Origin of the sequence: Vibrio sp. SCSIO 43132 (assembly GCF_019904195.1) — a bacterium.
Taxonomy (GTDB): Bacteria; Pseudomonadota; Gammaproteobacteria; order Enterobacterales; family Vibrionaceae; genus Vibrio; species Vibrio nigripulchritudo.
Genome location: NZ_CP063200.1, coordinates 64,297 through 89,411, shown reverse-complemented (window position 1 = coordinate 89,411; position 25,115 = coordinate 64,297). Strand labels below are relative to the sequence as shown.

General features: G+C 46.4%; 25 protein-coding genes. 15 read left to right on the top strand and 10 right to left on the bottom strand.

Going from position 1 to position 25,115, the window contains the following annotated elements; genetic code table 11:
* Window positions 1-25 precede the first annotated feature (25 nt).
* Window positions 26-802, top strand: coding sequence for a class II glutamine amidotransferase (locus tag INR79_RS18530; protein ID WP_022608040.1), 777 nt, complete (start codon window positions 26-28; stop codon window positions 800-802).
* A gap of 76 nt (window positions 803-878) precedes the next feature.
* The gene (locus INR79_RS18525; RefSeq protein ID WP_223098527.1) at window positions 879-1,523 is read left to right on the top strand and encodes a hypothetical protein; all 645 of its coding nucleotides are present in this window, start codon (window positions 879-881) and stop codon (window positions 1,521-1,523) included.
* Window positions 1,524-1,609: 86 nt separating this feature from the next.
* On the opposite strand, the gene uxuA is transcribed toward INR79_RS18525, so the two are convergent.
* Together uxuA and INR79_RS18515 are read right to left on the bottom strand one after the other, a co-directional pair.
* On the bottom strand, window positions 1,610-2,794 hold the full coding sequence (uxuA, locus tag INR79_RS18520) for a mannonate dehydratase (RefSeq protein WP_004404190.1): 1,185 nt from the start codon (window positions 2,792-2,794) through the stop codon (window positions 1,610-1,612).
* Window positions 2,795-2,898: 104 nt separating this feature from the next.
* Window positions 2,899-3,705: an FCD domain-containing protein gene (locus INR79_RS18515; RefSeq protein ID WP_223098524.1), complete on the bottom strand. Its 807-nt coding sequence runs from the start codon at window positions 3,703-3,705 to the stop codon at window positions 2,899-2,901.
* Window positions 3,706-4,023: 318 nt separating this feature from the next.
* On the opposite strand from INR79_RS18515, the gene INR79_RS18510 reads away from it, so the two are divergent.
* Both INR79_RS18510 and uxaC read left to right on the top strand, forming a co-directional pair.
* On the top strand, window positions 4,024-5,493 hold the full coding sequence (locus INR79_RS18510; RefSeq protein ID WP_223098522.1) for a mannitol dehydrogenase family protein: 1,470 nt from the start codon (window positions 4,024-4,026) through the stop codon (window positions 5,491-5,493).
* 12 nt (window positions 5,494-5,505) lie between these two features.
* Complete coding sequence (gene uxaC, locus INR79_RS18505) at window positions 5,506-6,918, top strand: glucuronate isomerase (RefSeq protein ID WP_223098520.1); 1,413 nt, start codon at window positions 5,506-5,508, stop codon at window positions 6,916-6,918.
* A gap of 53 nt (window positions 6,919-6,971) precedes the next feature.
* Here the strand turns inward: uxaC and INR79_RS18500 are convergent, their stop codons facing one another.
* The 4 genes from INR79_RS18500 to INR79_RS18485 all read right to left on the bottom strand — a co-directional run bounded on the left by INR79_RS18500 (window position 6,972) and on the right by INR79_RS18485 (window position 9,575).
* Complete coding sequence (locus INR79_RS18500) at window positions 6,972-8,267, bottom strand: alpha/beta fold hydrolase (RefSeq protein ID WP_223098518.1); 1,296 nt, start codon at window positions 8,265-8,267, stop codon at window positions 6,972-6,974.
* 89 nt (window positions 8,268-8,356) lie between these two features.
* Window positions 8,357-8,785: an MAPEG family protein gene (locus INR79_RS18495; RefSeq protein WP_223098517.1), complete on the bottom strand. Its 429-nt coding sequence runs from the start codon at window positions 8,783-8,785 to the stop codon at window positions 8,357-8,359.
* A gap of 206 nt (window positions 8,786-8,991) precedes the next feature.
* Window positions 8,992-9,303, bottom strand: coding sequence for a hypothetical protein (locus tag INR79_RS18490; RefSeq protein ID WP_022562134.1), 312 nt, complete (start codon window positions 9,301-9,303; stop codon window positions 8,992-8,994).
* On the bottom strand, window positions 9,303-9,575 hold the full coding sequence (locus INR79_RS18485) for a hypothetical protein (RefSeq protein ID WP_004404218.1): 273 nt from the start codon (window positions 9,573-9,575) through the stop codon (window positions 9,303-9,305). Before INR79_RS18485 ends, INR79_RS18490 begins: the two co-directional genes overlap by 1 nt.
* 266 nt (window positions 9,576-9,841) lie before the next feature.
* Between INR79_RS18485 and INR79_RS18480 the strand changes: the two genes are divergently transcribed.
* The 5 genes from INR79_RS18480 (at window position 9,842) to aroG (ending at window position 13,761) form a co-directional block, all read left to right on the top strand.
* Window positions 9,842-10,246 carry a DUF1801 domain-containing protein gene (locus INR79_RS18480; RefSeq protein WP_223098514.1) on the top strand — a complete coding sequence of 135 codons (405 nt, stop codon included), beginning with the start codon at window positions 9,842-9,844 and terminating at the stop codon, window positions 10,244-10,246.
* 9 nt (window positions 10,247-10,255) lie between these two features.
* A complete protein-coding gene (locus INR79_RS18475) occupies window positions 10,256-10,699 on the top strand; it encodes a hypothetical protein (RefSeq protein ID WP_022608028.1) in 444 nt (147 codons plus the stop codon).
* Between the two features lie 136 nt (window positions 10,700-10,835).
* Window positions 10,836-11,231, top strand: a complete 396-nt coding sequence (locus INR79_RS18470; protein ID WP_004404224.1) for a DUF3224 domain-containing protein — start codon at window positions 10,836-10,838, stop codon at window positions 11,229-11,231.
* Between the two features lie 214 nt (window positions 11,232-11,445).
* Window positions 11,446-12,468, top strand: coding sequence for a GGDEF domain-containing protein (locus tag INR79_RS18465; RefSeq protein ID WP_022562130.1), 1,023 nt, complete (start codon window positions 11,446-11,448; stop codon window positions 12,466-12,468).
* 243 nt (window positions 12,469-12,711) lie between these two features.
* Window positions 12,712-13,761, top strand: coding sequence for a 3-deoxy-7-phosphoheptulonate synthase AroG (gene aroG, locus INR79_RS18460; RefSeq protein WP_004404229.1), 1,050 nt, complete (start codon window positions 12,712-12,714; stop codon window positions 13,759-13,761).
* 20 nt (window positions 13,762-13,781) lie between these two features.
* On the opposite strand, the gene INR79_RS18455 is transcribed toward aroG, so the two are convergent.
* Window positions 13,782-14,411 carry a thioredoxin domain-containing protein gene (locus tag INR79_RS18455; RefSeq protein ID WP_223098512.1) on the bottom strand — a complete coding sequence of 210 codons (630 nt, stop codon included), beginning with the start codon at window positions 14,409-14,411 and terminating at the stop codon, window positions 13,782-13,784.
* 337 nt (window positions 14,412-14,748) lie between these two features.
* Between INR79_RS18455 and INR79_RS18450 the strand changes: the two genes are divergently transcribed.
* Window positions 14,749-15,690 carry a sugar kinase gene (locus INR79_RS18450; RefSeq protein ID WP_223098497.1) on the top strand — a complete coding sequence of 314 codons (942 nt, stop codon included), beginning with the start codon at window positions 14,749-14,751 and terminating at the stop codon, window positions 15,688-15,690.
* Between the two features lie 9 nt (window positions 15,691-15,699).
* Window positions 15,700-16,329, top strand: coding sequence for a bifunctional 4-hydroxy-2-oxoglutarate aldolase/2-dehydro-3-deoxy-phosphogluconate aldolase (locus INR79_RS18445; RefSeq protein ID WP_022591954.1), 630 nt, complete (start codon window positions 15,700-15,702; stop codon window positions 16,327-16,329).
* A 58-nt stretch (window positions 16,330-16,387) separates the two neighbouring features.
* Here INR79_RS18445 and INR79_RS18440 read toward each other — a convergent pair whose 3' ends face one another.
* Together INR79_RS18440 and aldA are read right to left on the bottom strand one after the other, a co-directional pair.
* Window positions 16,388-18,013 carry a GMC family oxidoreductase gene (locus tag INR79_RS18440; protein WP_223098495.1) on the bottom strand — a complete coding sequence of 542 codons (1,626 nt, stop codon included), beginning with the start codon at window positions 18,011-18,013 and terminating at the stop codon, window positions 16,388-16,390.
* 27 nt (window positions 18,014-18,040) lie between these two features.
* Entirely contained in the window at window positions 18,041-19,510 is a 1,470-nt protein-coding gene (gene aldA / locus INR79_RS18435; RefSeq protein WP_223098493.1) for an aldehyde dehydrogenase, read from the bottom strand.
* A 369-nt stretch (window positions 19,511-19,879) separates the two neighbouring features.
* Here aldA and INR79_RS18430 point away from each other — a divergent pair, with 369 nt between their 5' ends.
* Complete coding sequence (locus INR79_RS18430; protein ID WP_022562125.1) at window positions 19,880-20,560, top strand: FCD domain-containing protein; 681 nt, start codon at window positions 19,880-19,882, stop codon at window positions 20,558-20,560.
* Between the two features lie 77 nt (window positions 20,561-20,637).
* A complete protein-coding gene (locus INR79_RS18425; protein ID WP_223098491.1) occupies window positions 20,638-21,153 on the top strand; it encodes a hypothetical protein in 516 nt (171 codons plus the stop codon).
* 36 nt (window positions 21,154-21,189) lie between these two features.
* Here INR79_RS18425 and INR79_RS18420 read toward each other — a convergent pair whose 3' ends face one another.
* Window positions 21,190-22,278, bottom strand: coding sequence for a mandelate racemase/muconate lactonizing enzyme family protein (locus INR79_RS18420; protein WP_223098489.1), 1,089 nt, complete (start codon window positions 22,276-22,278; stop codon window positions 21,190-21,192).
* A 333-nt stretch (window positions 22,279-22,611) separates the two neighbouring features.
* On the opposite strand from INR79_RS18420, the gene INR79_RS18415 reads away from it, so the two are divergent.
* Window positions 22,612-24,075 (top strand): mannitol dehydrogenase family protein, encoded by a 1,464-nt coding sequence (locus INR79_RS18415; protein ID WP_223098487.1) that lies wholly within the window; start codon window positions 22,612-22,614, stop codon window positions 24,073-24,075.
* The gene (locus INR79_RS18410) at window positions 24,072-25,088 is read left to right on the top strand and encodes a zinc-binding alcohol dehydrogenase family protein (RefSeq protein WP_022591960.1); all 1,017 of its coding nucleotides are present in this window, start codon (window positions 24,072-24,074) and stop codon (window positions 25,086-25,088) included. Before INR79_RS18415 ends, INR79_RS18410 begins: the two co-directional genes overlap by 4 nt.
* Window positions 25,089-25,115: the final 27 nt, after the last annotated feature.

Here is a 25,115-nt window from a genome sequence, read left to right as displayed (position 1 = left end):
AACGGAATTCATTTCAGGAGTAAATATGTGCCGATGGCTCGCCTATCAGGGAAAAGAAACGTATCTGTCTGACTTAATTTTCGCACCGGAATATTCGCTGGTTCAGCAAAGTATGAGTGCCAGAAAATCGGTGACTGCCATCAATGCTGACGGATTCGGAGTGGGATGGTATGGGGTAAAAGACGATCCCGGTCTGTATCGGGAAGTCCTGCCAGCCTGGAGTGACTGCAACTTAAAAAGCTTGTCTGAGCACATTGTTTCTCCTCTGTTTTTTGCGCATGTTCGAGCTTCAACGGGCACTCAGACCGCTCGCACCAATTGTCATCCGTTTCGCTATAAAAACTGGTTGTTTATGCACAACGGTCAAATCGGCGGGTACGCAGAACTGCGCTGGCATATAGAACGCTTGATCCCTAAATCTCTTTACGGTTGCCGTTTAGGACAAACCGACAGTGAACTGCTTTTCCTGCTGCTGATTGCCAATGGACTAATGGAAGGCGAAATACAATCAGCCATCAGAAAAACTCTGGCGTCGATCGAGTCATTAATGAAAGAAGAAGAGGTGGATGAACCGCTTCGAATCAGCGCTAGTTGGTCGGACGGTGATACCATCTGGGCATTTCGTTACGCATCCGACGATCATGCACCCACCTTGTTTTATAAACACATGGATGATGGCATTGTGGTGGCGTCCGAACCTCTGGACAGTGAACGAAAAGCCTGGCACGCCGTAGAGCAATCCTGTCTGATGACGGTAAGCGCACAAAAAGTTGATATTGAAGATCTGAATCCGGCATCTTGAGGTTATTTGGGAGCAGGTCAATAACGCATGACAATTTTAAGGTACACTGGCAGCCAAATTTCTAGTGAGCTCTACCATGTCAAAAAAGTTACTTCCTATCCCTCTGATTTTACTGATTCCGATTCTTTTGCTGGTTGTTGTGATTGTCGCTGCGGTTTATCGATTTAACATGACGGATGAAGAAATCCATGCCAAGCAGGGGTTCTCTCATAAAAAGGAACAAGTAGCAGGTGATGACCCTGTCATGCTTAAGTTGTTTGCACTTCACGATGCGCAGCCTTGGCGAGTGCAGGTACCTAACAGTATTTCTAATGCTCAGCTCAGCCAATTCATCGGTGAAGCACCTTATCAGCAGGTAAAAGGGTTTTACACGGTTGATGGTCAGCGCGGAGAAGTGGTTCTGGACTACATCGGTATCCAGCCTCTGAATTTGGTTGATCCCGAGTCGGAAATGGTGTTTGTAGTTCCTTACGCCATCAATAAGCAAGGTGGGAATAGTCTGCATTATTTGGGGCTATTTAGATTGCTCCATAAAGAAAAGAAAGTAGAACATCTCGACTATGTGTTCATCGGAGATAATCTTAAAGAACTGAAGGCAGAGGTGGATCATCCATTCGATGTCAGCGAAGCTGTGCTGGCAAAATACATAGCGGGTGACGCGAATTCCGAAGTTGTCGAAAAGCAAATAAAAGTAAAACCCACTAGCTTCGTGAAAGAGTAGATTTTTAGTTGAAAAAAACCTCCCGGTTGGGAGGTTTTTTCTTTTTCTATTCGGCTAACAATGCGTCGATACTTCTGCTTGTCTCACTATTCAAAGAATGCCCGTTTCAGGCCCATTTCTAAGCCCCTTACTTCTGCCAGTCCTTTTAAGCGACCAATGGCAGAATAACCGGGATTAACCTTCTTTTTGAGATCGTCTAACATTTGATGACCGTGATCCGGGCGCATCGGAATTAAACGGTGATCACCTTGTTGGGCTCGGCGATGTTCTTCTCCCAGAATGGCCTTCACCACGTTGTACATGTCCACGTCACCACCGAGATGTGCTGACTCATGAAACGTTTGTGGGTTACTTTCCTCTCGCTGCGTTGAGCGCAAATGAGTAAAGAAGATTCGGCTACCGTGCTTTTTTATCATCTTCACCAAATCATTATCACCTCGCACACCATAAGATCCGGTGCACATGGTCAACCCGTTCATCTTGCTTGGAATTTCATTCACCAGCCAGTCGATGTCCTCCAGAGTGGACACGATTCTTGGTAAACCAAGAATGGGGCGCGGGGGATCATCAGGGTGAATCGCCAGCTTCAAGCCGTGAGTCTCACACACAGGGATCACCTGTGAGAGGAAGTAAGCCAAGTGCTCGCGCAACTTGTCTTTGCTGATTCCCTCATAACGGTCTAACTTAGCCTGCAAGTCAGTAAGTGTGTACCCTTCTTCTGTTCCGGGTAACCCTGCAATGATGTTGTTGGTTAGCTTCTGAATCTCAGCTTCAGTCATTTGATTAAAATAATCGAGTGCCTGCGCCTGTTCATTGCTGGTGTATTCTTCTGCAGCGCCTGAACGCTTGAGGATGTGAAGCTCGAAAGCGGCAAATGCTATCTGGTCGAAGCGCAGAGCTTTTGAACCATCAGGCATTTCATATTCAAGATCGGTCCTAGTCCAGTCTAGTACTGGCATAAAGTTGTAGCAGACGGTGTCGATGCCACACTCCACAAGATTGCGTAACGTTTGTTTGTAGTTATCAATCCACAGCTGGAAGTCTCCGGTCTGAGTTTTGATTTCTTCGTGGACGGGCACGCTTTCAACCACTGACCAGGTAAGACCTTTTTCTTCGATGATCGCTTTACGTTTTAATATCTCCTCTTTGGACCATATTTCTCCATTCGGGATGTGGTGCAGGGCATTCACTATCCCCGTCGCTCCCGCCTGACGAATATCGTCCAGTGACACAGGATCGTTAGGCCCGTACCACCGCCAAGTTTGTTCCATGGAATTAACCTCTTATGCTCACGTAGCTTTTAATCCTTTTCTACCTGGTGAAAAAATGCGTTTTACAACGCGTTATCGTTTTGATTGGGATCTTGGGCTTCCCCTCAATCTTTCTTTGTGTTCAGTGATATAACCGGATTGGAACTGAACAAGTAGCCATCAAAATCAGGGTCATCAATGTCGGACAGCTCTAACAGGCGATGTTTGACATTTTCAAGGTGTTGCCACATGGCACTTTTGGCAGCGATAGGATCTTTACGCTGTAATGTAGCGAGGATTTTGGCGTGATCGTCTAACCACTCTTGTCGGTAGTCTTGACCTACGATGTGAGAATGAAGTTTCTTCCACATCGGGCTGTTTTCGCGTCGTTCCCAAGATTGTTTCAGCATATCCACCAACACTGAGTTTTGAGTGGCTTCTGCTATGCACATATGAAACTTTTCATCACCACTGTGTTCCTTCGCACCAGCTGCCAGCTCCTCTCGTTCCAGTTCGAGAGCGGCTCGCATTTTTACGATGTCATTAGGGGTGACTTGTGTTGCTGCAAACTCGGCAATATTACTTTCCAGCAATTGACGAGCCTGGAGCATTTCGAATGGACCAGCGTCATCGCTGATCGCATTCTCTCGGGAGCTTGGCTGAGATGGAATATCGATAACGTATACACCAGAGCCTTTTTTCACCTCAACCAGGTTTTCCAGCTCGAGCATGATGATTGCTTCACGTACAACTGTACGGCTGACGTCGAGACGTTCTGCAATATCGCGTTCAGGTGGAAGTCTCTCGCCTACTTTGTAAATGCCTTCAGAAAGCTCCCTTCGGAGTAAAATACCTATTTCCTGATAAGGGCGCTTAGGTTGGAAGGTCATCACAATAGCTTCGTCTTGTGTTCTCGTTTGATACTTATTCATACAATCGTTAAATTTAAAATTGGTCGCCCAATAGTGCTGACCTGAAGTTGTTTTGTACTTTGTAATACACTTAATTTCTATCTTTTGAGTATTATTGGTGATATTTGACAGAGTCGTCAAATAAATTGGTCGACCAAAATCACACTTTGATTCATTTTTTTGGTTGACCAGCTCAGCTGAGAAGAAGATCTCATGATAATGAGCTCTGTCTATTTATACTCTTTCCTCTCAATGTTCAAATCTGTACCTTATGGATATATATTTTGGTAAACCAATTTTAAGTTGTTATAGATGTTTTAAAGGAGAAGGAATACATCAATGAAGACGATTTCCAATTCAACTCTCAAAGAGCACGTTCAGGTGCCAGATTATGACCGCTCTGCTCTCCAAAGCCGTATCGTTCATATTGGTTTCGGTGCGTTTCATCGAGCGCATCAGGCACTTTATACCGACGAAATGCTCAGTAAATCGGGTTCGGATTGGGGCATTTGTGCCGTTAAGCTCTTTAGCGGCGCAGAGTTTACGCAAGCGTTGCGCGAGCAGGACCACCTATTCACCGTACAGGAAAAAGGGGCACAGACGACAGAAGTGAAAGTCATTCAGTCTGTGACGGAATCTCTTCATCCCAAGCTGGATGGTATTCAGGCGGTCATAGACAAAATGTGTGAACCCCAAGTGGCGATCGTTTCATTGACCATTACAGAGAAGGGGTATTGTGTGGACCCGGCAACAGGCACTCTGGACAGAAACAACCGTGCGGTGTTGGAAGATCTCGCCAGCCCATCAACCCCCAAATCGGCGATTGGCTACATTGTTCAGGCATTGAGTATCCGACGCGAAAAAGGGCAGGGACCGTTTACTGTGTTGTCTTGCGACAACATGCAGGAAAATGGTCGGGTCGCCAAGGCGGCAATTCTTGAATTTGCCCGGTTACTCGATCCGGAGCTGAGTGACTGGATCCGAGAGAATGTCTCGTTCCCCTGTACCATGGTCGATCGGATAGTTCCTGCTGCGACAGAAGATACTCTGGCAGAAATAACCGAACAGTTGGGTTGCAATGACTCCTGTGCCATTGCCTGTGAACCTTTCCGGCAGTGGGTGATTGAAGATGATTTCGTGGCTGGAAGACCAGACTGGGATCTAGCTGGCGCAGAGTTTGTTGAAGATGTATTGCCTTACGAAGAAATGAAACTACGCATGCTCAACGGCAGCCATTCGTTTCTGGCGTATTTGGGGTATCTGTCCGGTTGTAAGTACATCTCGGATGCGATAGCAGATTCAAATTTCCGGCAGGTGGTGTTCGACTTAATGATGCTCTCGCAGTCCCCTTCTTTGAACATGCCGGAAGGCACAGATATAGAGGGTTACGCTAATCGTCTGATTGACCGTTTTTCCAATCCAAATCTCAAACACCAGACCTGGCAAATCGCGATGGATGGAAGTCAGAAAATTCCGCAGCGTTGGGGTGGCAGTTTGCAGTTTCATCTAAATCAAGGATCGGACTTTTCCTGGCTGGCAACCGCAATTGCAGGCTGGATGCGATATGTGTCTGGTGTGGATGAGCAGGGACGTTTGATTGATGTGAAGGACCCGATGGCAGATACCCTCAGGCAGATCTGTGATCATCATGGCCTGAATCCGTCAGTGGTGCCTGCACTGCTCGACATCGACACGATTTTCTCTCCTGACATTGGGAAAAATCCGAAGCTGATTGATGCAGTCAGTTCTGCCTATCAATCTTTGCTGGATAACGGTGCTCGTATGACGGTTCAGGCATTGGTGAGATAAAAGGAAGCCAATATGAAAAATTTTCTGTGTGAAGACTTTTTACTTTCGAATGAAACGGCGCGTCGGTTGTATCATGATTACGCTTCTCATCAGCCTATCTACGATTATCACTGCCACCTAAACCCAGCGGATATTTCCGGAAACCGGCAGTTTGGCAACCTTTCCCAAATTTGGCTGGAAGGCGACCATTATAAATGGCGTGCCATGCGCACCGCGGGTATTGAAGAGCATTTTATTACGGGTAAAGCCAGTGATTACGACAAGTTTCTGGCGTGGGCAAAAACCGTTCCTAAGACGCTGGGTAACCCCTTGTATCACAGGACTCACTTAGAATTGCGCCGCCCATTTGGGATAACTGACGTGCTGCTTAGCCCAGAAAGTGCGGATGAGATCTGGCATCAGGGTAATTCGCTGCTAAGCACGCCAGAATTTTCGGCTCGGGGCATTATGCAGCAAATGAAGGTAGAAATGGTGGGGACGACAGACGACCCCGTTGATTCTCTGGAGCACCATTTGGCGATTGCTAAGGACGACACATTCGATATTAAGGTGTTACCAAGCTGGCGACCAGACAGGGCGTTTAAACTAGAACAGGAAGGGTTTTCTGATTATCTGCAAGCATTGGGAGAAGCATCCGATATTGAAATTCACCGTTTTGATGACTTGCTGAAAGCACTTGATATACGTCTGGCACACTTTGACCGGCACGGTTGCCGAGCCGCGGATCATGGCATTGAAGTGGTTCGGTTTGCGCATATTCCTTCGGAGTCCGACTTGGATGCGTTGCTGGCTCGTCGTCTGAATGGCGATGTCCCCACCGAGTTAGAGAGTGCTCAGTTTTCTACCGCGGTTCAGGTCTGGCTTGGTAAACGCTATGCCGAGTTAGGTTGGGTAATGCAGATGCACATTGGGGCTCAGCGAAACAACAATACCCGAATGTTTCAATTGCTGGGAGCAGATGCAGGGTTTGACTCCATTGGGGATCGCCCGTACGCATTTGAATTAGCTCGCCTGTTGGATGAAATGGATAAATCTGACCAGCTTCCCCGAACCATTCTTTATTGTTTGAACCCGAGGGACAATGAAATGGTGGCGACCATGATTGGCAACTTTCAAGGGGGAGGCATCGCGGGAAAAGTGCAGTTTGGATCGGGCTGGTGGTTCAACGACCAGAAAGACGGTATGCAGCGCCAACTTGAACAGCTATCTCAACTCGGGTTGCTCAGTCAGTTTGTGGGTATGCTGACCGATTCACGCAGCTTTCTGTCTTACACTCGTCATGAATATTTCCGACGCATTCTGTGCGACATGATAGGGCGATGGGCAGAAAACGGTGAAGTACCAAACGATACTTCACTGCTAGGTGCTATGGTCGAGGATATCTGTTTTGGCAACGCAAAACGCTTTTTTGAGTATCGTGAATAGGGTCTACAAACCCTAAACACTCCGACGTTTTGCATTCCAAAGCAGGGGCTATCTTAGCGTTTTGGTAAATTAGCGATCGCGTCTGTCATCTCAAGGAGTTTGTCCAGAATGCGTTCGCCGTCGACACCGATACCGTTGTGCTCGTATTCGTTGGTGATCCACGCTTTGCTGTTTGGAATGCCGGTCAGAGTTTCTCGGCTGTAGTCCATTTCAACGTACATGTCGTCAGCGTACACAGCGCATGCTACTGGTACTGTATTGCTTGCCAGTTTTTCTACGTCATACAGGCTGCCCCAGTCCGTTTTCTCTGCCAACAAATCTGCCGCTTGTTTAAGCGGCTGCAAACCCTTGAACTGGTCGAACATCCACGGATAAACCATTTCTCCGGTAAACAGGAAAGGTTGACCAGGTTGGTAATGAAACTCCGGGTATTCATCACGAACTCGATGTGCCGACCAAGAAGAAGCCTCAGCCTGGTTATATATCGATTCATGCAACAGGGCGTAAATCGGATTGGTGTGAAAGACTTGCTCCTGAAGCATGGCATTCAAGAAACCAAAGCTTAGGGTTTCCTTGCCATCCAAGGTGACAAAAGCATTTTCCAGTAAGTAGTACATAGGTACGTTAGCACCACTTCGCCCTAGATTCGCACCGATTAACTGGAATTGTTCCACCGTAAACGGCTGACCATTCGGCAGGATGACTTCATTACCCAAAATAAAATCGGCAATCTTCTGGCATTGCGTTTGTGCAGAAGGGAACTGAGCAAAAAACGCATTGTTCTTATCGGTTACTCGCTTGTAGGTTGCGCGGTACACGTCGTCTGCATGGCGAACCAAAGACGGAACGCCACCTGTAATAAGCGAGCGTTCCAGTTTTTCAGGGAACATCGATAAGTAAGTTAAAGAGCAGAACCCGCCAAAGCTTTGCCCGAGGATACTCCATTTCCCGACACCAAGCTTTTCCCTGATGGCTTCAGCATCACGAACGATGTTGTCTGCACGAAAGTGGCTTAAGTATTCGGCTTGCTTCTGTGGGTTTTTTCCTTGCAGCGTTTGGAAAGTGATGACACTGCTGTTGCCTGTGCCACGCTGATCAAGCAGTAAAATACGGAACTGTTTCAGGGCACGTTTCACCCAGCCAGAAGCACCATCGACACGAGGAGAGGGGAACCCTGGACCGCCTTGAAAGTAAACCAGCCATGGTAAAGACGCTTCATCGGCATTGATGTCGACCAGCTCTCTGGCAAAAACGGAAATGGTGTCGCCATTCGGGTTTTGATAGTTCAATGGCAATTCAAAGGTGTGAGGACGAAATCGCACTTGTCCTTCAATAAATTCTGATCGCACTTTCTTCTCCTTCCATATGAAAGCGACTCTCCACCCCAAGATGAGTAACATCTTGAGGCTATTGGTGCGTAAAGTATCAGAATTTGGCGTTAGAACCCATTAATTCCTAATGCGATAAACAATCCAAGATTGGCAATAAAACCAATGATATAGAAATAGCTGCGTGGGCTAGGGTTACGTTCTGTTGCAATTACGTAGTACAGCGCCATGTGAATCAAACGTGCAATGGCATAAATCCAGACAAAGACGGCCAATGTGGTAGGAGACATGCCTGCAAAAATGCCAAGTATGGCTGGGACAACAAACACCACTACATTGTCGAGTGAATTTTGATGCGTACGGTGACTGCGGAATACGAAGGATTCGTGACTGAGTTTGTTGTCGACGATACCCGGAACATAGTGGCTCTGTTTGCGGTGAGCAACAGAGGCAATGATCGCCTGAACCAGAACGGTGAACAAGATCAACCATAATCCCCAAAGGGATAGCGCGTATTGAGAGAATAATTCAGCAAACATACAAACCTCTGTGGTATTGAATTTAAGTTGTGCGCAATATTAATTGCGCACAACTTAAATGTAAATAGATTGCGCGCAATTTAATTGGTTTTTTGTGTTGCTACTTGAGCTGACCCTAGCTACGAGTTTCGCAGCGCATTGGTTCAGTGTATTAAGGACAAAAAAAAGCCGCTACAGGAGCGGCCAGAGAGAAGTAGAGAGTGGTGTTACTTGCAAAGTTTCTTTGTCATGACTTGCATGTAGATTTCTTTGTCTTCGTTGTTGTTTGCTACTTCAATCGCGTCGTTAATTTGGTCATTGGTGAAACCTTGAGCCTGACCAACGCGGAACACGGTTGATGGTCTGTTTTCGTAAACGTGTAGGTACATTTCATCCAGTGCAGTTTCGCATTTGTTTTCTTCTGCGAATGGAATGCCTGCGATGCTGTCCATCGTAGGAATAATGGAATCATTTGGATCGGTTGAAACACAGCCAGTTGCGGTCATTGCAAGAAGCACTGCGGAAAAGAACTTTTTCATTACTCGATATCCTCAAAATAATATTTGTTGTCTTTTTCTGTGCCGCGTTCCTTTAGCACCAGAATGTTTTTGGAAAACGAAAACACCAGTTTGCGAGCAGGGTATTCGTAGACATGTGACACCAAGTCTTCCTTATGATGAATGATGGTTTGCGCCATACCTAACAGTGCTTGCAGCTCCTGAGGGCTAGACTGACCAGTCACTAGTTCCTGAAGAAGAGTTTCAGAACGTTGAAGATCTGTACGTGTCTCGTTTGAAGCGTTGGATAGCATTGCGGTTATGGTTACCTTGTCTGTTCATTCCAGCATCCTGATTGGATGGCTTGGGTCATTTGCGGGGTGAATGCTAGCACGCAGAAAATGTGAGCTGTGTAAGGGTTTGTAAGCAGAAAATGGTAAAAGCACTTAACGCGATCTTAAGGTTATGTTTGCAAAACTGATTTGATACTCAATTGTGCTGCCAGCTCCTGACAAAAATTGGCAACTTTTTAGCGTAGCCTAGGCGTAACTTGAGAATGTAAGCCAAGAGGAATTGATTCATGGATGAACAAATACAAGGTGTGTTTGACCAGTTTCCAAAATCTGTAAAAGAACATTTGCTTCAGGCTCGAACTCTGATTTTTAGCGTGGCAGAGGAACATCAGCTTGGCAGTGTGGAAGAAACATTAAAGTGGGGGCAGCCTAGCTACATGGTCAAAACTGGCAGTACTGTTCGCCTTGGTTTTGATGCAAATGACCCACAAACCTATTGCGTCTATTTTCATTGCCAGACAACACTAGTGGAAACATTCAGAGAGCTGTACGGAGATGAAATGGAGTATCAGGGAAATCGTGCGATTGTCTTTCGTATTGATAAACCACTCGCAGAACCTCAGCTCAGACATTGCCTCTATCTCGCTCTAAATTACCATAAACTCAAACACCTACCACTACTGGGAGCTTAAACCAACCCTATGAATACTGTACTCATTTCTGCCGCCTTCATGAGCTTTACGGCTGCTTTTCTGCATGGTTGCATTGTGTTGGGTGGTCCTGACTGGTATCGGTTTTTTGGTGCCGGTGAAGCCATGGCGCAAATGGCGGAAGAGGGGCGTTGGTATCCGCTTCTGGTTACCGCAGCGATAGGGACAGTGCTGGCAACTTGGGGAGTATTCGCGCTTTCTGGCGCGGGTCTGGTGTTCCCACTTCCATGGACAAAATGGGTGCTTTTGGGTATCACCTTAGTGTATTTGGCTCGTGGAGTACTGGGTATTGTCGCGGTGAACTTCATCGACCATCCGTACCTTATTGAGCTTCGAGCACAACAAACGTTCATGTGGGTGAGTTCGGTGATTTGCACCGTTATAGGCATCACCCATGCCGTCGGGCTTTATCAGGTATGGTCAAAACTAAATTAGTGGGCAGCTTGAAGAAGGAGTTGTCCCATTTTTGAGAATGTGTGTCTTTTTTAGGTATTTCTTATAGATGCACTCGCCAGTGAAATCAGGCAGGGATAAATTGGAATCGTTATATCGATGTGACACGGAGAGTCATATGAAGTCATTTTCGGGTGAATTTACCATAACCGCATGGGATGAGAGCACCTATGTAGAACGAGAAGGCGGGTTTAAACAATCGTTGGCGACCGTCACGCAAAATTATCGCGGTGGCATTGAAGGGGCAGGTGAAATCCAGTATCTGATGTGCCATCAAGCGGCTGACCATGCCGTTTTTGTTGGCTACGAGATCATTACGGCGACCATCGATGGCAAAGCTGGCTGCCTGGTAGTTCAGCACAATGGTAAATTCGAGAAAGGCGTGGCGAGCAGCCAGATGGTGGTGGTTCGCGATTCCGGTACTGGTGAGCTGCAAGGAGTTGAAGGCAGCGGGCATTTTCATGCTGAAGAGTCTGGAAGAGCGCTGTATCAGTTCACGTTAAAGTTTACCTGAGCAACAGAATATATCTTCTTTTTCCTGCTGAGTTGATAGTCGATTTAAGCTTCGTTTTTACAAAGCTTCGCTGCTTATCGCATGTTTTTCACTTCTTTTTCTTGTGTTTATTGTCAAAATCGTTTGAGGTTGCTTATTGGATGATCAATGAATCGATCCTATACTGGATCAGGATGATCGACCATAAGAAGAACGACACATATAGTGATCAAGCATGAGTAAAGATGATATCCAAAAGGCATCAGAAAACCTGCGAAAAGCGGTTCCTCTGATGATCAAAAACCAGGTACCAACGACACCAACCAACTACGCCCTTTGGTATACGTACGTTGACAACAGCTTGCCGGAACTCAATAAAGAAATGGACAAAGTGGTTTCTGACTGTGGGTTGTGCCCGCCAGCGACTGGAGAAGCGCTGTACAGAAACTATGTGGCCAGCAAACAGGAAACTGACGTTCAGCAACTCCGTACTAGCTTAGAAAAGCTGATAACGGAAGTGTCCCACTCTATGAACGACACTCTGGCGAATACCAGCACATTTCAACAGCAGATGGACAAAAGCTTCGACAGCCTTTCGCGTGTTGAAGATGAAGGTTTGTCTTTTGAAGAAGTGATGGGATTGGTGAGAAACCTGATTACCGAATCCAAAGATATTCGTACTACCACCCAGTTCCTGAATAGCCAGCTGAATGTGGCCAGCCAGGAAATCGAAGAGTTGAAATCTCAACTGGCGGAATTCCAGAAAGATGCCTTGTACGATGGCTTAACCAACCTTTTGAATCGTCGAGCATTTGATAAAGATTTAGCGACGTTTTGTCGCAATGAAAGCGCATTTAGCTTGATTATTCTGGACATAGACCACTTTAAATCGTTTAACGACCAGTACGGGCATATTTTCGGGGATGCCGTCATCCGTTCTATTGCCAAGCGACTAAGTGGTGCCTGCCGCGAGGGAATTACAGCTTATCGCTATGGTGGTGAAGAATTTGCAATGATAGTGCCAGACAAGCAATTGCGCTTAGCGATCCGTTTTGCTGAATCTGTACGCACTGGTTTTGAAAAAATCAGCGTAAAAGACAAGCGCAGCGGCAAGCAAGTCGACAGTATTACGTCTTCGTTTGGCGTGGCAGAATATCAGCCAGGTGAGTCACCTGATGGTTTAATTGAACGTGCTGACACCCAGCTTTACGAAGCCAAGCGGCTGGGTCGAAACCGAGTTATGCCCATTCCAAAATAGTAAAATTAAATGTACTCACGTAAACACCCGCATACATGCGGGTGTTTTTGTTTTGGTTCAGTCTATTCATTCTAAAGCTTAAACATATCAAAAGTATGTCACTCAGATATTGAAAAGAAGAAAGTGATAAAAAATCTCGCTTGAGTGAAATTAATCGTTGAAGTTCGTATTTTTAACAGATAAGTTAAAGCTTAACCACTGCACCGTTCAGCAGTGCAAATAAGAAAAACAGGAAGATGTAGTATGTACCAAACCGACGACGTTCGAATTAATAAAGTCAAAGAACTGCTGCCCCCCGTAGCGGTGTTAGAGAAGTATCCGACCACAGAAGTTGCATCTTCAACCACTTTTGAAGCGCGCCAGGCGATTCACAACATTTTAGAAGATAAAGATGACAGACTTTTGGTGATCATTGGTCCTTGTTCTATCCACGATACAGAAGCAGCAATTGAGTATGGTCAGCGCCTGAAAGGGTTGCGTGAAGAGCTGAAAGACCGCCTTGAAATTGTGATGCGTGTTTACTTCGAAAAACCGCGTACAACCGTTGGCTGGAAAGGTCTGATTAACGACCCATACCTGAACGACACCTTTAAACTGAACGATGGTCTTCGCATGGGGCGCAAGCTTCTGCTTGATCTGACAGATATGGGCATGCCAACTGCGAGCGAATTTCTGGATATGATTACGCCACAGTACGTTGCCGACTTAATCAGTTGGGGTGCTATTGGAGCGCGTACCACAGAATCACAGGTTCACCGTGAGCTTTCTTCAGGGTTGTCGTGTCCGGTCGGATTCAAAAATGGTACGGATGGCAACATCAAGATTGCTTCTGATGCGATTCGCAGTGCAAGCTCCTCGCACCATTTTCTATCCGTAACCAAGTACGGTCACTCGGCAATTGTAGAAACAGCGGGCAACCCAGATTGCCACATCATTTTGCGTGGTGGTAAAGAGCCAAACTACAGCGCTGAGCATGTCGCTCGAATTAAAGAAGAGCTTTCTGCTTCTGGTCTTCCACAAAAAGTGATGATCGATTTCAGTCACGCGAACAGCTCTAAGCAATACCAGCGCCAAATGAACGTTGCTGATGATGTGTGTGAACAGATCTCTGGTGGTGAGCAGGCTATCTTTGGTGTGATGATTGAATCGCACTTGGTTGAAGGTCGTCAGGATCTGGTGGATGGTAAAGCCGCCACTTACGGTCAGTCGATTACCGATGCCTGTATCGGCTGGGAAGATACAGAGAAAGTCCTTCGCCAGCTTGCAGATGCAGTAGAAGCCCGCCGTAAGTAAAAACTCAAAGGAGACCAGCGTTAAGCTGGTCTTCTTATATGCTTACCTACAACTTTTTGAATCAACACCTTATATTCCTCAAACGACGTTACCCGCTTTGGTGTAACGTGATAAGTGTTCCCCACAATAACGGTTGGAACTGCTTTTACCTCTAATCGTTCAGCATCCAAAAGATAGCCCGCCAGTTTGTTTTCCGTTTCCCTAGCCTCAAAATGTGTTTTAAACAGACTTGGTTTTATGTTCAATGATTTGGCGAAAAACTTTGTCATGGTTTTTACACATTTCGGTGCCTGTCGATTTTTGAGCGCTTCAAACATTTCTCGTGTGTATTGAAATTCGACACCGTTCTGCTGCGCAACTGCGAAGCTTTTGGCGTAAAGCAGATCCAACTCATCGTGAAGGTTAAAAAGAGGGATTTTGGTTAAACACACCTGGTCAGGTAGGTGTTGTGAAACCTGATAATAGACGGAGTCAAAGGCTGCGCAGTGACCGCAGCGAAAACTGAAATACACTTTAACGGTATCATCGACCATGATTTGCTGTGGAACTACATCATAATCTAACCCCTCTTTAAGCTCATACGCAGCAACAGTGTTTGCTCCGCACAGGATGAGCAACGTAAGTAAAAGCGATTTCATTCTATTGTTCATACTCGATATCCACATCATAAAACAGATGAAGCGAGTATATTTTTTATTTTGGTTTTATGTCAAATCTTATGTGTTTGATGTTATTTAGTATGCTTCCGTGATGCCTCGCTTTCAGCCTTGTGAAAACGTACTGAGGTTGCCTGGGCACGAGCGAGTGACTTTTCTCGCCGATTTTTCTTAATGAGTTATGTCACATTATCTGGAAAGATCTTGTATCAAAGTTAAAACCAGCGCACACAAAACAAGAATTCCCATTTATTGAAATAGTGATTAATAATAAAATGAAATAACGGTTTAAAAACGTTTTTATTATTTTTCTAAAAGGAAATGTATTTCAATGAAACGGATTTCAATTATCGGTGAATGTATGATTGAGCTAAATGGAGAACCCTTTGGCTCAATGTGGCAAACTTATGGCGGAGATACGCTAAACGCTGCCGTTTACCTGTGCCGAGAGCTTGAAAATTATCCAAATTCCGCTGATGTTCAGTATGTCACTGCTCTGGGGACCGACGCGTTGAGTCGGGGTATTGAATCTCGCTGGCAGGATGAGGGAATCAACACTCAGTCTGTTCTAAAAGATGAAAAGCGTGTACCCGGTGCCTACCTTATACAGCTGGATCAGCAGGGCGAACGTACTTTCCTATACTGGCGAAGCGAATCCGCTGCCAGATACTTGCTGCAACACCCTGATTTTCCAACGCTAAGAGCATCGACCTCTGGCTCAGACGTTGCCTTTTTAAGTGGCATTAGCCTGGCAATTTTGCCTGATGAAGACAAAGCGACGTTGTACGAGTGGCTGGGTGAATTGCGCCAGTCAGGAACTGAAATCGCGTTTGACAGCAACTTCCGCCCCGCGCTTTGGGAAGACATAGACAGCGTAAAAGAGGCGTATTTAAACGTCTATAAAAACACCGACATCACACTGGTTACTTTTGATGATGAACAGGCATTGTGGGGAGACGTTTCACCACAGGACACCTTCTCTCGCTTAAATGAGCTGGGTGTGCGAATAGTCGTGATCAGGCTGGGTGAAGAAGGCTGTCTGGTGCAGGATTTTTCTGCCAGCAACGGTTTTATTCCTGTACCTACCGAACCAGTTAAACATGTTGTAGATACGACGTCCGCCGGAGATTCCTTTAATGGGGCATTCTTCGCGGCCTACTTAAACAATCAGACATTGGATGAGTGCTGCAAACGGGGCAATCAGCTCGCAGGCAAGGTCATCCAACACAAAGGGGCGATAGTGCCTAGAACAACTGATCTTACAAACATTTAAGGAGATACTGTGAGTAATATAAGCGAGCAGCTAAAAGCACTGAAAGTTGTGCCCGTGATTGCACTCGATAAAGCAGAAGACATCATCGAGCTTGGAAAAGTGCTTGTAGAAAATGGCTTGCCAGTAGCCGAAATTACTTTTCGCTCAGATGCGGCAGTGGAAGCAATTCGACTATTAAGAGAATCTCAGCCAGACATGCTGATTGGTGCCGGAACTGTGCTTAATGCGGAACAAGTGAAAGCGGCAAAAGAAGCGGGTGCTACCTTTATTGTGTCGCCGGGTCTGAACCCTAATACCGTAAAAGCGTGTCAGGCAGAAGGTATTGATATTGTTCCTGGTGTGAATAACCCAAGTGCTATTGAAGCCGCGCTGGAGCTGGGTCTGAAGACGTTGAAGTTTTTCCCTGCAGAAGCATCAGGTGGCATCAACATGGTGAAGTCTTTGTTAGCGCCGTACACGGATATCGAATTGATGCCAACAGGCGGTGTTAGCCCGAAAAACGTGAACGACTATCTAGCGATTCCAAGAGTCATCGCTTGTGGTGGTACATGGATGGTAGATAAAAAGCTGATAGAAGAAGGCAAATGGGACGAGCTGGCGAAGCTGACCCGTGAAGCAGTTGAGCTAGTCAATAAATAAGCCGAAAAATAATCTAAAATAAAGGGAAGATTTGTCTTCCCTTTATTTTTATAAAGTATTAATCATTATTTAAAATAAACTCCGCGCATCGATAACCGATCATCATTGCTGGCGCATTTGTATTTCCCGCGTTTATATTTGGCATGGCAGATAAATCGCATACTCTTAATTTTTCAACGCCTCGAACACATAATTTCGCATCCAGTACGGCAAGTGGATCGTCATCTGCTCCCATTTTGCATGTGCCGCTCGGATGATAATTGGTTTTTACGGTCTTCTGGCAGTGCAGCGCGATGGCTTCATCAGTCAAATCATTTGGATCGGGAACGGCAACCTGTTTGATTCTCTGTGAAAGAGGACCCTCCTGGAATGCGCGCACAAAAAAACGTTGTGCGGCGATCATCTCATCCATGTCTTCCTTTTCACTCAGAAGGTTAGGGGATACCAGCGGCATATCCTCCGGATTGGACGAGGCTAATTTCACCCAGCCACGAGATTTGGGTTTGATCACCACGGTGGTGACGGTTAAACCGTAAGTATCAATATCGACGGTATCAAGAATATCGCGATCCAGATAAACCGCCGGAACACAAAATGCCTGAATGGTAGGGGTTTCCGTACGATCATTTGGATTTACAAAAGCCCCGGCTTCCACGCCGGCAGACAAAATTGGACCGGAACCAAACAGTTTGAACTGGATGCCGTTACGCATCATACGCCAGCCTTTTCCCTGTCTTGCGTACCCATACGGTCCATTGGCGATGCCGACTACGGGCACTTCCGGATGGTCGATCAAGTTTTTGCCTACGCCGGGTAGGTCTGCGTTGCACTCAATCCCTTGGGTTTCCAGCTCTTCCTTTTCTCCGACTCCGGATAGCATCAGCAATTTAGGCGTAATCAAAGAACCTGCCGACAAGATAATTTCTTCGTTTGCGTAGGTCTCTATACTTTGACCTGCGGCATTTTTGAAGAGCACCGATTTGGCGATGCCTTCTTCAATCACTACTTTTTCGACTTTGGCATTCAAAACCACTGTCAGGTTTGCGAGCTTTTGTAGTGGTTCAATATAGGCGTAAGCCGAACTGCTACGGCGTCCATCCCGGTTCATGAACTGATAGAACCCCGCACCACGCTGAGATTCACCGTTGAAATCGTGATTATAGGGTTCCCCAATTTCCTGCATACTTTGCACAAACCAGCGTGACATAGGCGTGATATAGCCTGGGTCTGACACCAAAAGCGGACCTTTTGCCCCGTGGTAGTCATCGTTAAGGCGGTTATTGCCTTCCATGGTTTTAAAAATTGGCAGTATGTCTTCCCAGCTCCAACTGGCTTTCTTCTGATTGTTTTTCAGAATCTCATGCCACTCGTCATAGTCGGCAGGTCGCCCGCGCATATACACCTGAGCATTCACCGATGATCCACCTCCCAGCACATTGCCCTGTGGGATGTCGTGTACCCGACCGCCCAAATGATCTTGGGGTGTCGTGTGGTGATAAGACATAAACTTACTGCCGTTGATCATCTTGAATATGCCCGGTGGCATATCGAGCAACGGGTGATGATGGGAGTGCCCTGCTTCAAGCAACAACACTTTAGCGTTGCTTTCTTTTGCCAGTCTGGCGGCAACCACACAACCTGCTGCGCCGCCACCCACTATGATGTAATCGTATGTTGAATCCATTCGCCGTACTCCAATACACCAGCTGCGTTATTGCCAGTTCACGTAAGACGTCTGCTTACGATAGTAGTTGTCCAGACCAAAGACGCCATCTTCGCCTCCCAGACCAGACAGCCCCCAGCCAGTATGAAAACCCTGAACCAGTTCGCCGCAGGTTCGGTTGATGTAAAGTTCTCCAAACTGGAATTCATTATGGGCGTTCATGATGCGTTTGAAATTCTGGGTATAGAGATAGGCAGAAAGCCCATAATCTGAAGCGTTAGCTTTCTCTATGGCTTCCTCATAACTGTCGACCTTGATGATTGGAAGCACGGGTCCAAAGATCTCCTCTTTAACCAGTACCGAATCGTTTTTTAAACCTGCGACCACCGTTGGTTCGATCCAATGTCCTTTTTCAAACTGAGTCGTTTCCGGTCTATTCCCACCAATTAACACTTCTGCCCCCTCTTGCTTGGCTCTCCCGAGCTGATCAGCCACCTTCTCCAATTCTGGTTTGCTGACTTTAGGACCCATATCAGGGTTATTAACGGGGTTATCCAGTGTTAATCGGCGAGTTGCGGTGAGCATCTTTTCGACCACCTGATCATACACAGCAGCGTGGACGTACATTCGCTCATTACAGGTACAGATTTGACCACAATTGGTGAATCGTGCGGTCTTGGCACTTTCGACGGCGGCATCAATATCTGCATCGTCCATGACGATAAATGGGGCTTTTCCACCGAGTTCCAGCCGCAGGACTTTGATGTCGTCTGCTCCCGCGCGATAAATTTCCCTCCCCGCACGCACACTGCCCGTCATGGTGACAAGCTGCGTATTCTTATTGGTGACTAGTGCCTCGCCCAGATCTCTGCCTCCTCCCAATACCAGATTGGCTACTCCGGCTGGGAAACCAGCTTGGTCGATAAGCTTAAACAGTTCGACTGTTGCCAACGGTGTGACCTCGTGAGGTTTTAAGACGACGGTATTCCCGGCAACCAGTGCAGGACCAAGCTTGCGTGCAGCCAAGGCCAAAGGGTAATTCCACGCCGTTAAGGCAACCACTACACCAAACGGTGCCCGGCGAATCCAGACTTCTTCATTTTCCATATCGGACGGGAAAATATGTCCTTCGGTTCTGCGGGCACTTGAAGCCGCATAGCTGAGAAAATTAGCAGAAGCGGCGACTTCGCCCATGGCCTGGTTGAGTGGCTTACCTTGTTCTAACGTGATTACCATGGCGAGGTGATGCTGGTTTTCCATTACCAGCTTTGCCAAGTTGTCGATCAATTCTGCTCGCTTGACCGGAGGCAAGCGGCTCCAGGCTGACTGCGCTGTTTTGGCGCTCTGAATGGCATAGGCTGCGGTGTCAGTATCGCCGGATGGAATAGACGCGATAATCAGCTCGTTGGCTGGGTTTTCTACATCCATCCATTGGGTTGTATGCTGAGTGGTCCATTCGCCATTCACGTACATCTTTGGCGTTGCAATGGCATTTAAAGTATCACTGACCGACTTCATAACCTCTCCTTGGTATGACCATAAACTTAATTTTATGGTGTTGATTCTCGGTTTTTGCTATAAAAATGACCTTTAATCTGTTTGATCCTACCAAGAAAAGACCAAAAAACAACCAAAATAATTGGTTTGGTGTCACAGTTTTATTGGTAAGATTTGGATGCAATCTTAGGGTTCTAAATAGAAGAGATGGAATTAATTTTTATTTAAAACATGAGGTTACTTGTTTGTGAGAAATGAAAATTTTCAATGCTGGCTCAAAATACTCTGCAATAGCCCGGCAAATTTAGGGTATAAAATTGACTCAAAATCGGCTCTGGGTGTAGGCTTAGGGGAGTTTGGAATAACCAAAATGACCTCGGGGTTTAGATAGTGTCGGTTTCGAAAAGATTAGAAGAGAAAGTCTTAAGCAACGCATTCAATGAAGGTGACCGTTTACCACCTGAAAGACAATTGATGGAAGAGTTTGGCGTTTCTCGCACTGCTATCCGAGAGGCGATTGCCGAACTTGCTGGTAAAGGTTTACTAGAAACCAAACCACGACACCGCCCAATCATCCGACGACAGAACTATGGAAACTCTATCGAGTCATTCCGAAACACTCTGGATAACCTGCTTACCGACGATGATGGCTTAAAAAGCCTGTATGAGAGCCGCGTATTCTTTGAATCTGCCCTAGTTCGGCATGCTGCCCTTAATGCCAAAAAAGCAGACATCGACAACTTACGTCAAGCGCTGAATGCCAACAAAAATGCCATTGGTCATACTGAACAGTTCCATGCAACAGATATAGATTTTCACCGAGTGTTATATGGCATCCCGGGCAACCCAATTTATCCGATGATTCATAATACGTTCGTATCTTGGCTCACCGGAAACTGGCGTCGTCAGGAGCGTGGAGCCGACATTAACCGCGTCATGTACGCAGGGCATGAAGCCATATTTGAAGCCATTGTGGACAGAGATCCGGAAGGGGCAGAAAAAGCACTAGAGCGCCACCTTCAAATCGCCTGGGACTATGTTCGCAGTGTGATGCTTCAAGAGTCTGCTTAGAAAAAACAATAATATTGAAATTAAAATGATATCGCTGCGTTTTGCGTAGCGGTATTTTCTTATGGATAGGGTATTAGATGAAAAAACTATTATTGGCGCTTCCGATGAGTTTGTTGGTTGGTTGCAGTTCTACTCCTCAGTATAAAGATGGAGATACTTTGGTCACTGTTGATCAAAACTATTTTATTGGGCACTGGGAATGTGTACCGCACTTGTTTTCAATAGACGATCCTGATGACCGAATTTCTGATGTAAAAATTCATCGTGAATACGATTCTGGCAGTAATTACACAATGGAATTGAGCTTTAAAGTTGAATCTCCGGGTCATGATGCTCCTATAGAAGCCACCATAAAACAGACGGGACATTGGAAATACAATGTAGAAAAAGGTCGGTTAACTGAATACCCAAGCCAAGTTGATGTCTTTGCTAATCGCGAAAAATATGAAAAAGAGATAGAAAAGCAAAGACTTTTTTTTGGCTCCAGAGCGCGAATCACTATAGAGCCAGACAGTAAATCCTCAATGGTTATGAATCTGTATGGTAATAAAAAGATGCTTTGCATAAAGCCTGAAGAAGAGCAGAACATTTAGACATGACTCTGCTCCTGAGTCTTTTTTCCGAAAGACTTACACCTGCAAATAAGGCTTGAGTTTTTCCCAGTCAAAGATCACCCCAGTTCCCGCGGTGTTGGGCGCAACGGCGAGGTGGTCTTCGACAACCAGTGGTCTTGTCGTGTATTGATCAATCGGGAAACTGTGCACTTCCAGCCAGCCAAACTGGCTTTGAGACGATACCAAGCTTACATGTAACTCCTGCATGCCGTGCGAGCACACCACAACATCATGTTCCTTCGCCAGTTTCGCCGCTCTCAGCCAGCCGGTGATCCCGCCACAGTTAGACGCATCAGGCTGAACATAGGAGAGTTTTGACTGCGCCATAGCATGTTCAAATTCATGAATAATGTGGAGGTTTTCACCCATAGCAACGGGTACACCTGTTTGCTCGAAGATAGCCGCATACCCGCTGTAATAATCTGGGATAATCGGCTCTTCAAACCAGGTAATGTTGTAGGGTTTGATTTGTTTCGCAAAGGCAATGGCGTTGTCTAGCGACAGGCTGTAATTGGCGTCGACCATAAATCGGACATCAGGTCCAATTAACTCCCGAACCGCTTTGACTCGTGCAACGTCCTCAGACAAATCCGGTTTCCCTACCTTGATTTTTACGGCGTTAAACCCTTTTTCGAGATAACCACGAATGTTGTCCAGAAGCTTTTCCTGGCTGAACAGCAAATCGATGCCACCACAATAAGCCTGACAACGATCGCTGCTTCCCCCTGCCAGTTTCCAGAGGGGCTGATTTTCTCGTTTTCCTTTTAAATCCCACAGGGCGATGTCGGCAGCAGAAATCGCAAAAGATGCAATTCCGCCTCGACCCACGTAATGAAGGTGCCACTGCATTTCGTCATAAAGCGAGTCGATCTCACGAGCATCACGCCCTACCAGAAAGGGCGTTAAGTCTTTATCCAACATAGAAAGAACAGCATGTCCGCCTACACCGCCTGTATAGGTGTAACCCGTGCCTTCACTTCCGTCCTCTAAGGTGATGGTAGAGGTGATCAACTGAAAATGTGTATGAACTCCATGCATCGCGTCAGCCAGTGGTTCCGACAGCGGAACGTTGAACAGCTGGTTATGGACAGATGCGATTTTCATTTTTGCTCCTCGGTGTTTTTCCCTGACAAAACCCAGATTCCTTTCTGCAGGGAGGCTTCTTAGTTACTTTTTACTTTTGGTAAAACCAAAGTTGCTAAAATTAAGCAAATTGACAGACCAAACTGTTTGTTTAGTCGCATGATAGGCATGTTAAAGCTATTTTTGCTCCGAAAAATTACAATTTGGTTCAATAATCGTGATTGAGATCTGTTTTTGGTTGGTTTTGGATCGTTGTAAATGCATTTTTGTGATTTTCATCTCTTTTTATGGTTAGTCCAAACGTGTACTTTGTAACCAGTTGACACAAATTGATAACAACGGAGATACCAGAACATGACGTTCGACTGTGATCACCAAACCACGTATTCCCGAGATGAGCTGCGTACGCGTATTGTTCATATCGGATGTGGTGCTTTCCATCGTGGGCATCAGGCGGTTTACAACGACATTTGTAATGACCTTGAACCCGAAGATCTTTGGGGGATTGCAGAAATCAGCCTGAGAGGCAGTACTAGCATTGCACAGGACTTGCGTGATCAAGAGATGGCGTTTTGTGTGCTGGAGACCAGTGCTCATGGTAGTGAGACCCGATTAATCAGAACCGTCACTGGAGCGACAGACATTGCTCACGAAGGATATGGCAGAGTTGAAGAGTGGTTCGCCCAACCTGAACTTAGCATTATTTCTCTTACCGTTACCGAAAAAGGCTACTGCGTTCACCCTTCAACAGGCGAGCTGAATCTGGATCATCCAGACATAACTCACGACTTGTTGAATCCACAGCAACCCAAGTCGGCAATCGGGCTGATTGCTAAAGCCATCTGCACACGCTACGACCTTGCTCTTACCGGAATTAGCGTGCTTTCTTGTGACAACATGCCTGAGAATGGTGACGTGCTGAAAGCCGCGGTGATGGGACTCTTACTGAAAGTGAATCCGGAAGTGGCCAACTGGGCAAAAAGCAATGTTAGCTTCCCATCTACCATGGTGGATCGCATTGTCCCAGCAATGACAGAGCATTCTCATCAGCAATTAAAAGCGTTAGTCGGTGCTGATGACAAATGCGGTGTGGTGGGTGAGTCATTCAAACAGTGGGTGATTGAAGACAACTTTGTTGCCGGGCGACCAAACTGGCAACTGGCTGGCGCAAGTCTGGTTTCCGATGTAGTGCCTTATGAAGAGATGAAGCTTCGTCTGCTCAATGGCAGTCACACTTTCCTGGCTATTGTTGGCTCATTGATGGGGCTCCAGTCGGTCAGTCAGGCTGTGGTTCATCCCGAATTAAAACCTGCATTACTTACCTTAATGCATACCCAGAAGCGTTCGCTCAATCCCAAACTCAATATCGATATTGATTCTTATGTCAGTGCGCTGATTACCCGCTTTGAAAATCCCAATATCGAGCATTTGCTTAAGCAAATTGCCACAGACAGCAGCCAGAAAATTCCGGTGCGACTGATCGCACCAATGAAGAAATTGCGCGAAATGAATCAAAGCATCGAACCGCAGCTGTTTCTGCTGGCGGCATGGGTGACGTTTGTTGAGCGCTATGCCAATGAAGGATTGGCGGATCCAAAGTCTGATGTCCTGTCTGAACTGGTGCCTTCTCTACAAGCAAACGAATCCATTTGCCAAAGAGTTTTGGTGACATCTGGTTTCTTTGAACTTGAAGACCCTATTTTTTCAGATTTGTTGCCATCAATTGAGTATTGGTATGACCAAATACAAGAACGCGGCGTGAGCACCGCACTGAACAGCTTAAGCAGCAAGTCTTTACACACCAAAGGAATGCAATGAAAACGTTAATCTGTAATGCCCCTCATGACATGGAATACATTGAGCGCGAAAAGCCAACGTACCAAGCCAATGAGGCACTCATCAAACTGAAAGCGGCGGGAATCTGCGGCACCGATATTCATGCTTACACGGGGAATCAACCCTTCTTTTCCTACCCAAGAGTGTTGGGACATGAATTGTGTGGAGAGGTAGTGGAATGTGGCGAAAGCTGCTCGGACATTCAGGTAGGTGACCGAGTCTCTGTGATTCCATGTGTGGCTTGTGGCGACTGCGTAGCGTGCGCTGAAGGCAAAACCAACTGCTGTGAAAACGTCTCTCTTTATGGGGTTCATCAGGACGGTGGGTTCTGTGAATATCTGGCGGTTCTGGAAAGCAATCTGGTTAAGGTGAATTCTAATCTCTCCGATTCAACGGTCGCGTTAACCGAATGCTTTGCCATTGGTGCTCATGCTGTCCGTCGTGGTCAGGTTGCCGATGGCGAGAATGTTCTGGTGATTGGTGCCGGTCCTATAGGCATTGGAGCGGCGGCGATCGCTAAAGCGCGTGGTGCCAATGTTGTGGTCGCAGATGTGAACCCGTCTCGACAGGCTCATGTGGAATCAACATTGAACGTCAAAGCCGTCAATCCACTTTCGGACTCATTTGAAGCAGATCTGAGAGCCCAATTTTCCGGTGAATTAGCCGATACGTTAATGGATGCGACGGGTAACAAAGCCTCCATGACCAACGCGGTGAACTTCATCCGACACGGCGGAAAGATGGTCTTCATTGGCTTATACATTGGTGATTTGCAGATTGATGATCCGACTTTCCACAAAAAAGAGACCACACTGATTAGTAGCCGTAATGCGACAAGAGAAGATTTCGAAACGGTACTGGCATTTTTTGAAAGCGGCGCGCTTTCGGAAGACATGATGGTCAACCAAGAATTCGATTTCCATACCTTTGGTGAAGATTACGCCTCGGTGGTTGCGAGCAACCAGACTCTGATTAAAGGCGTAGTGAAATATTAAGCCGTCTGTTTAATACAAGGACGAAAG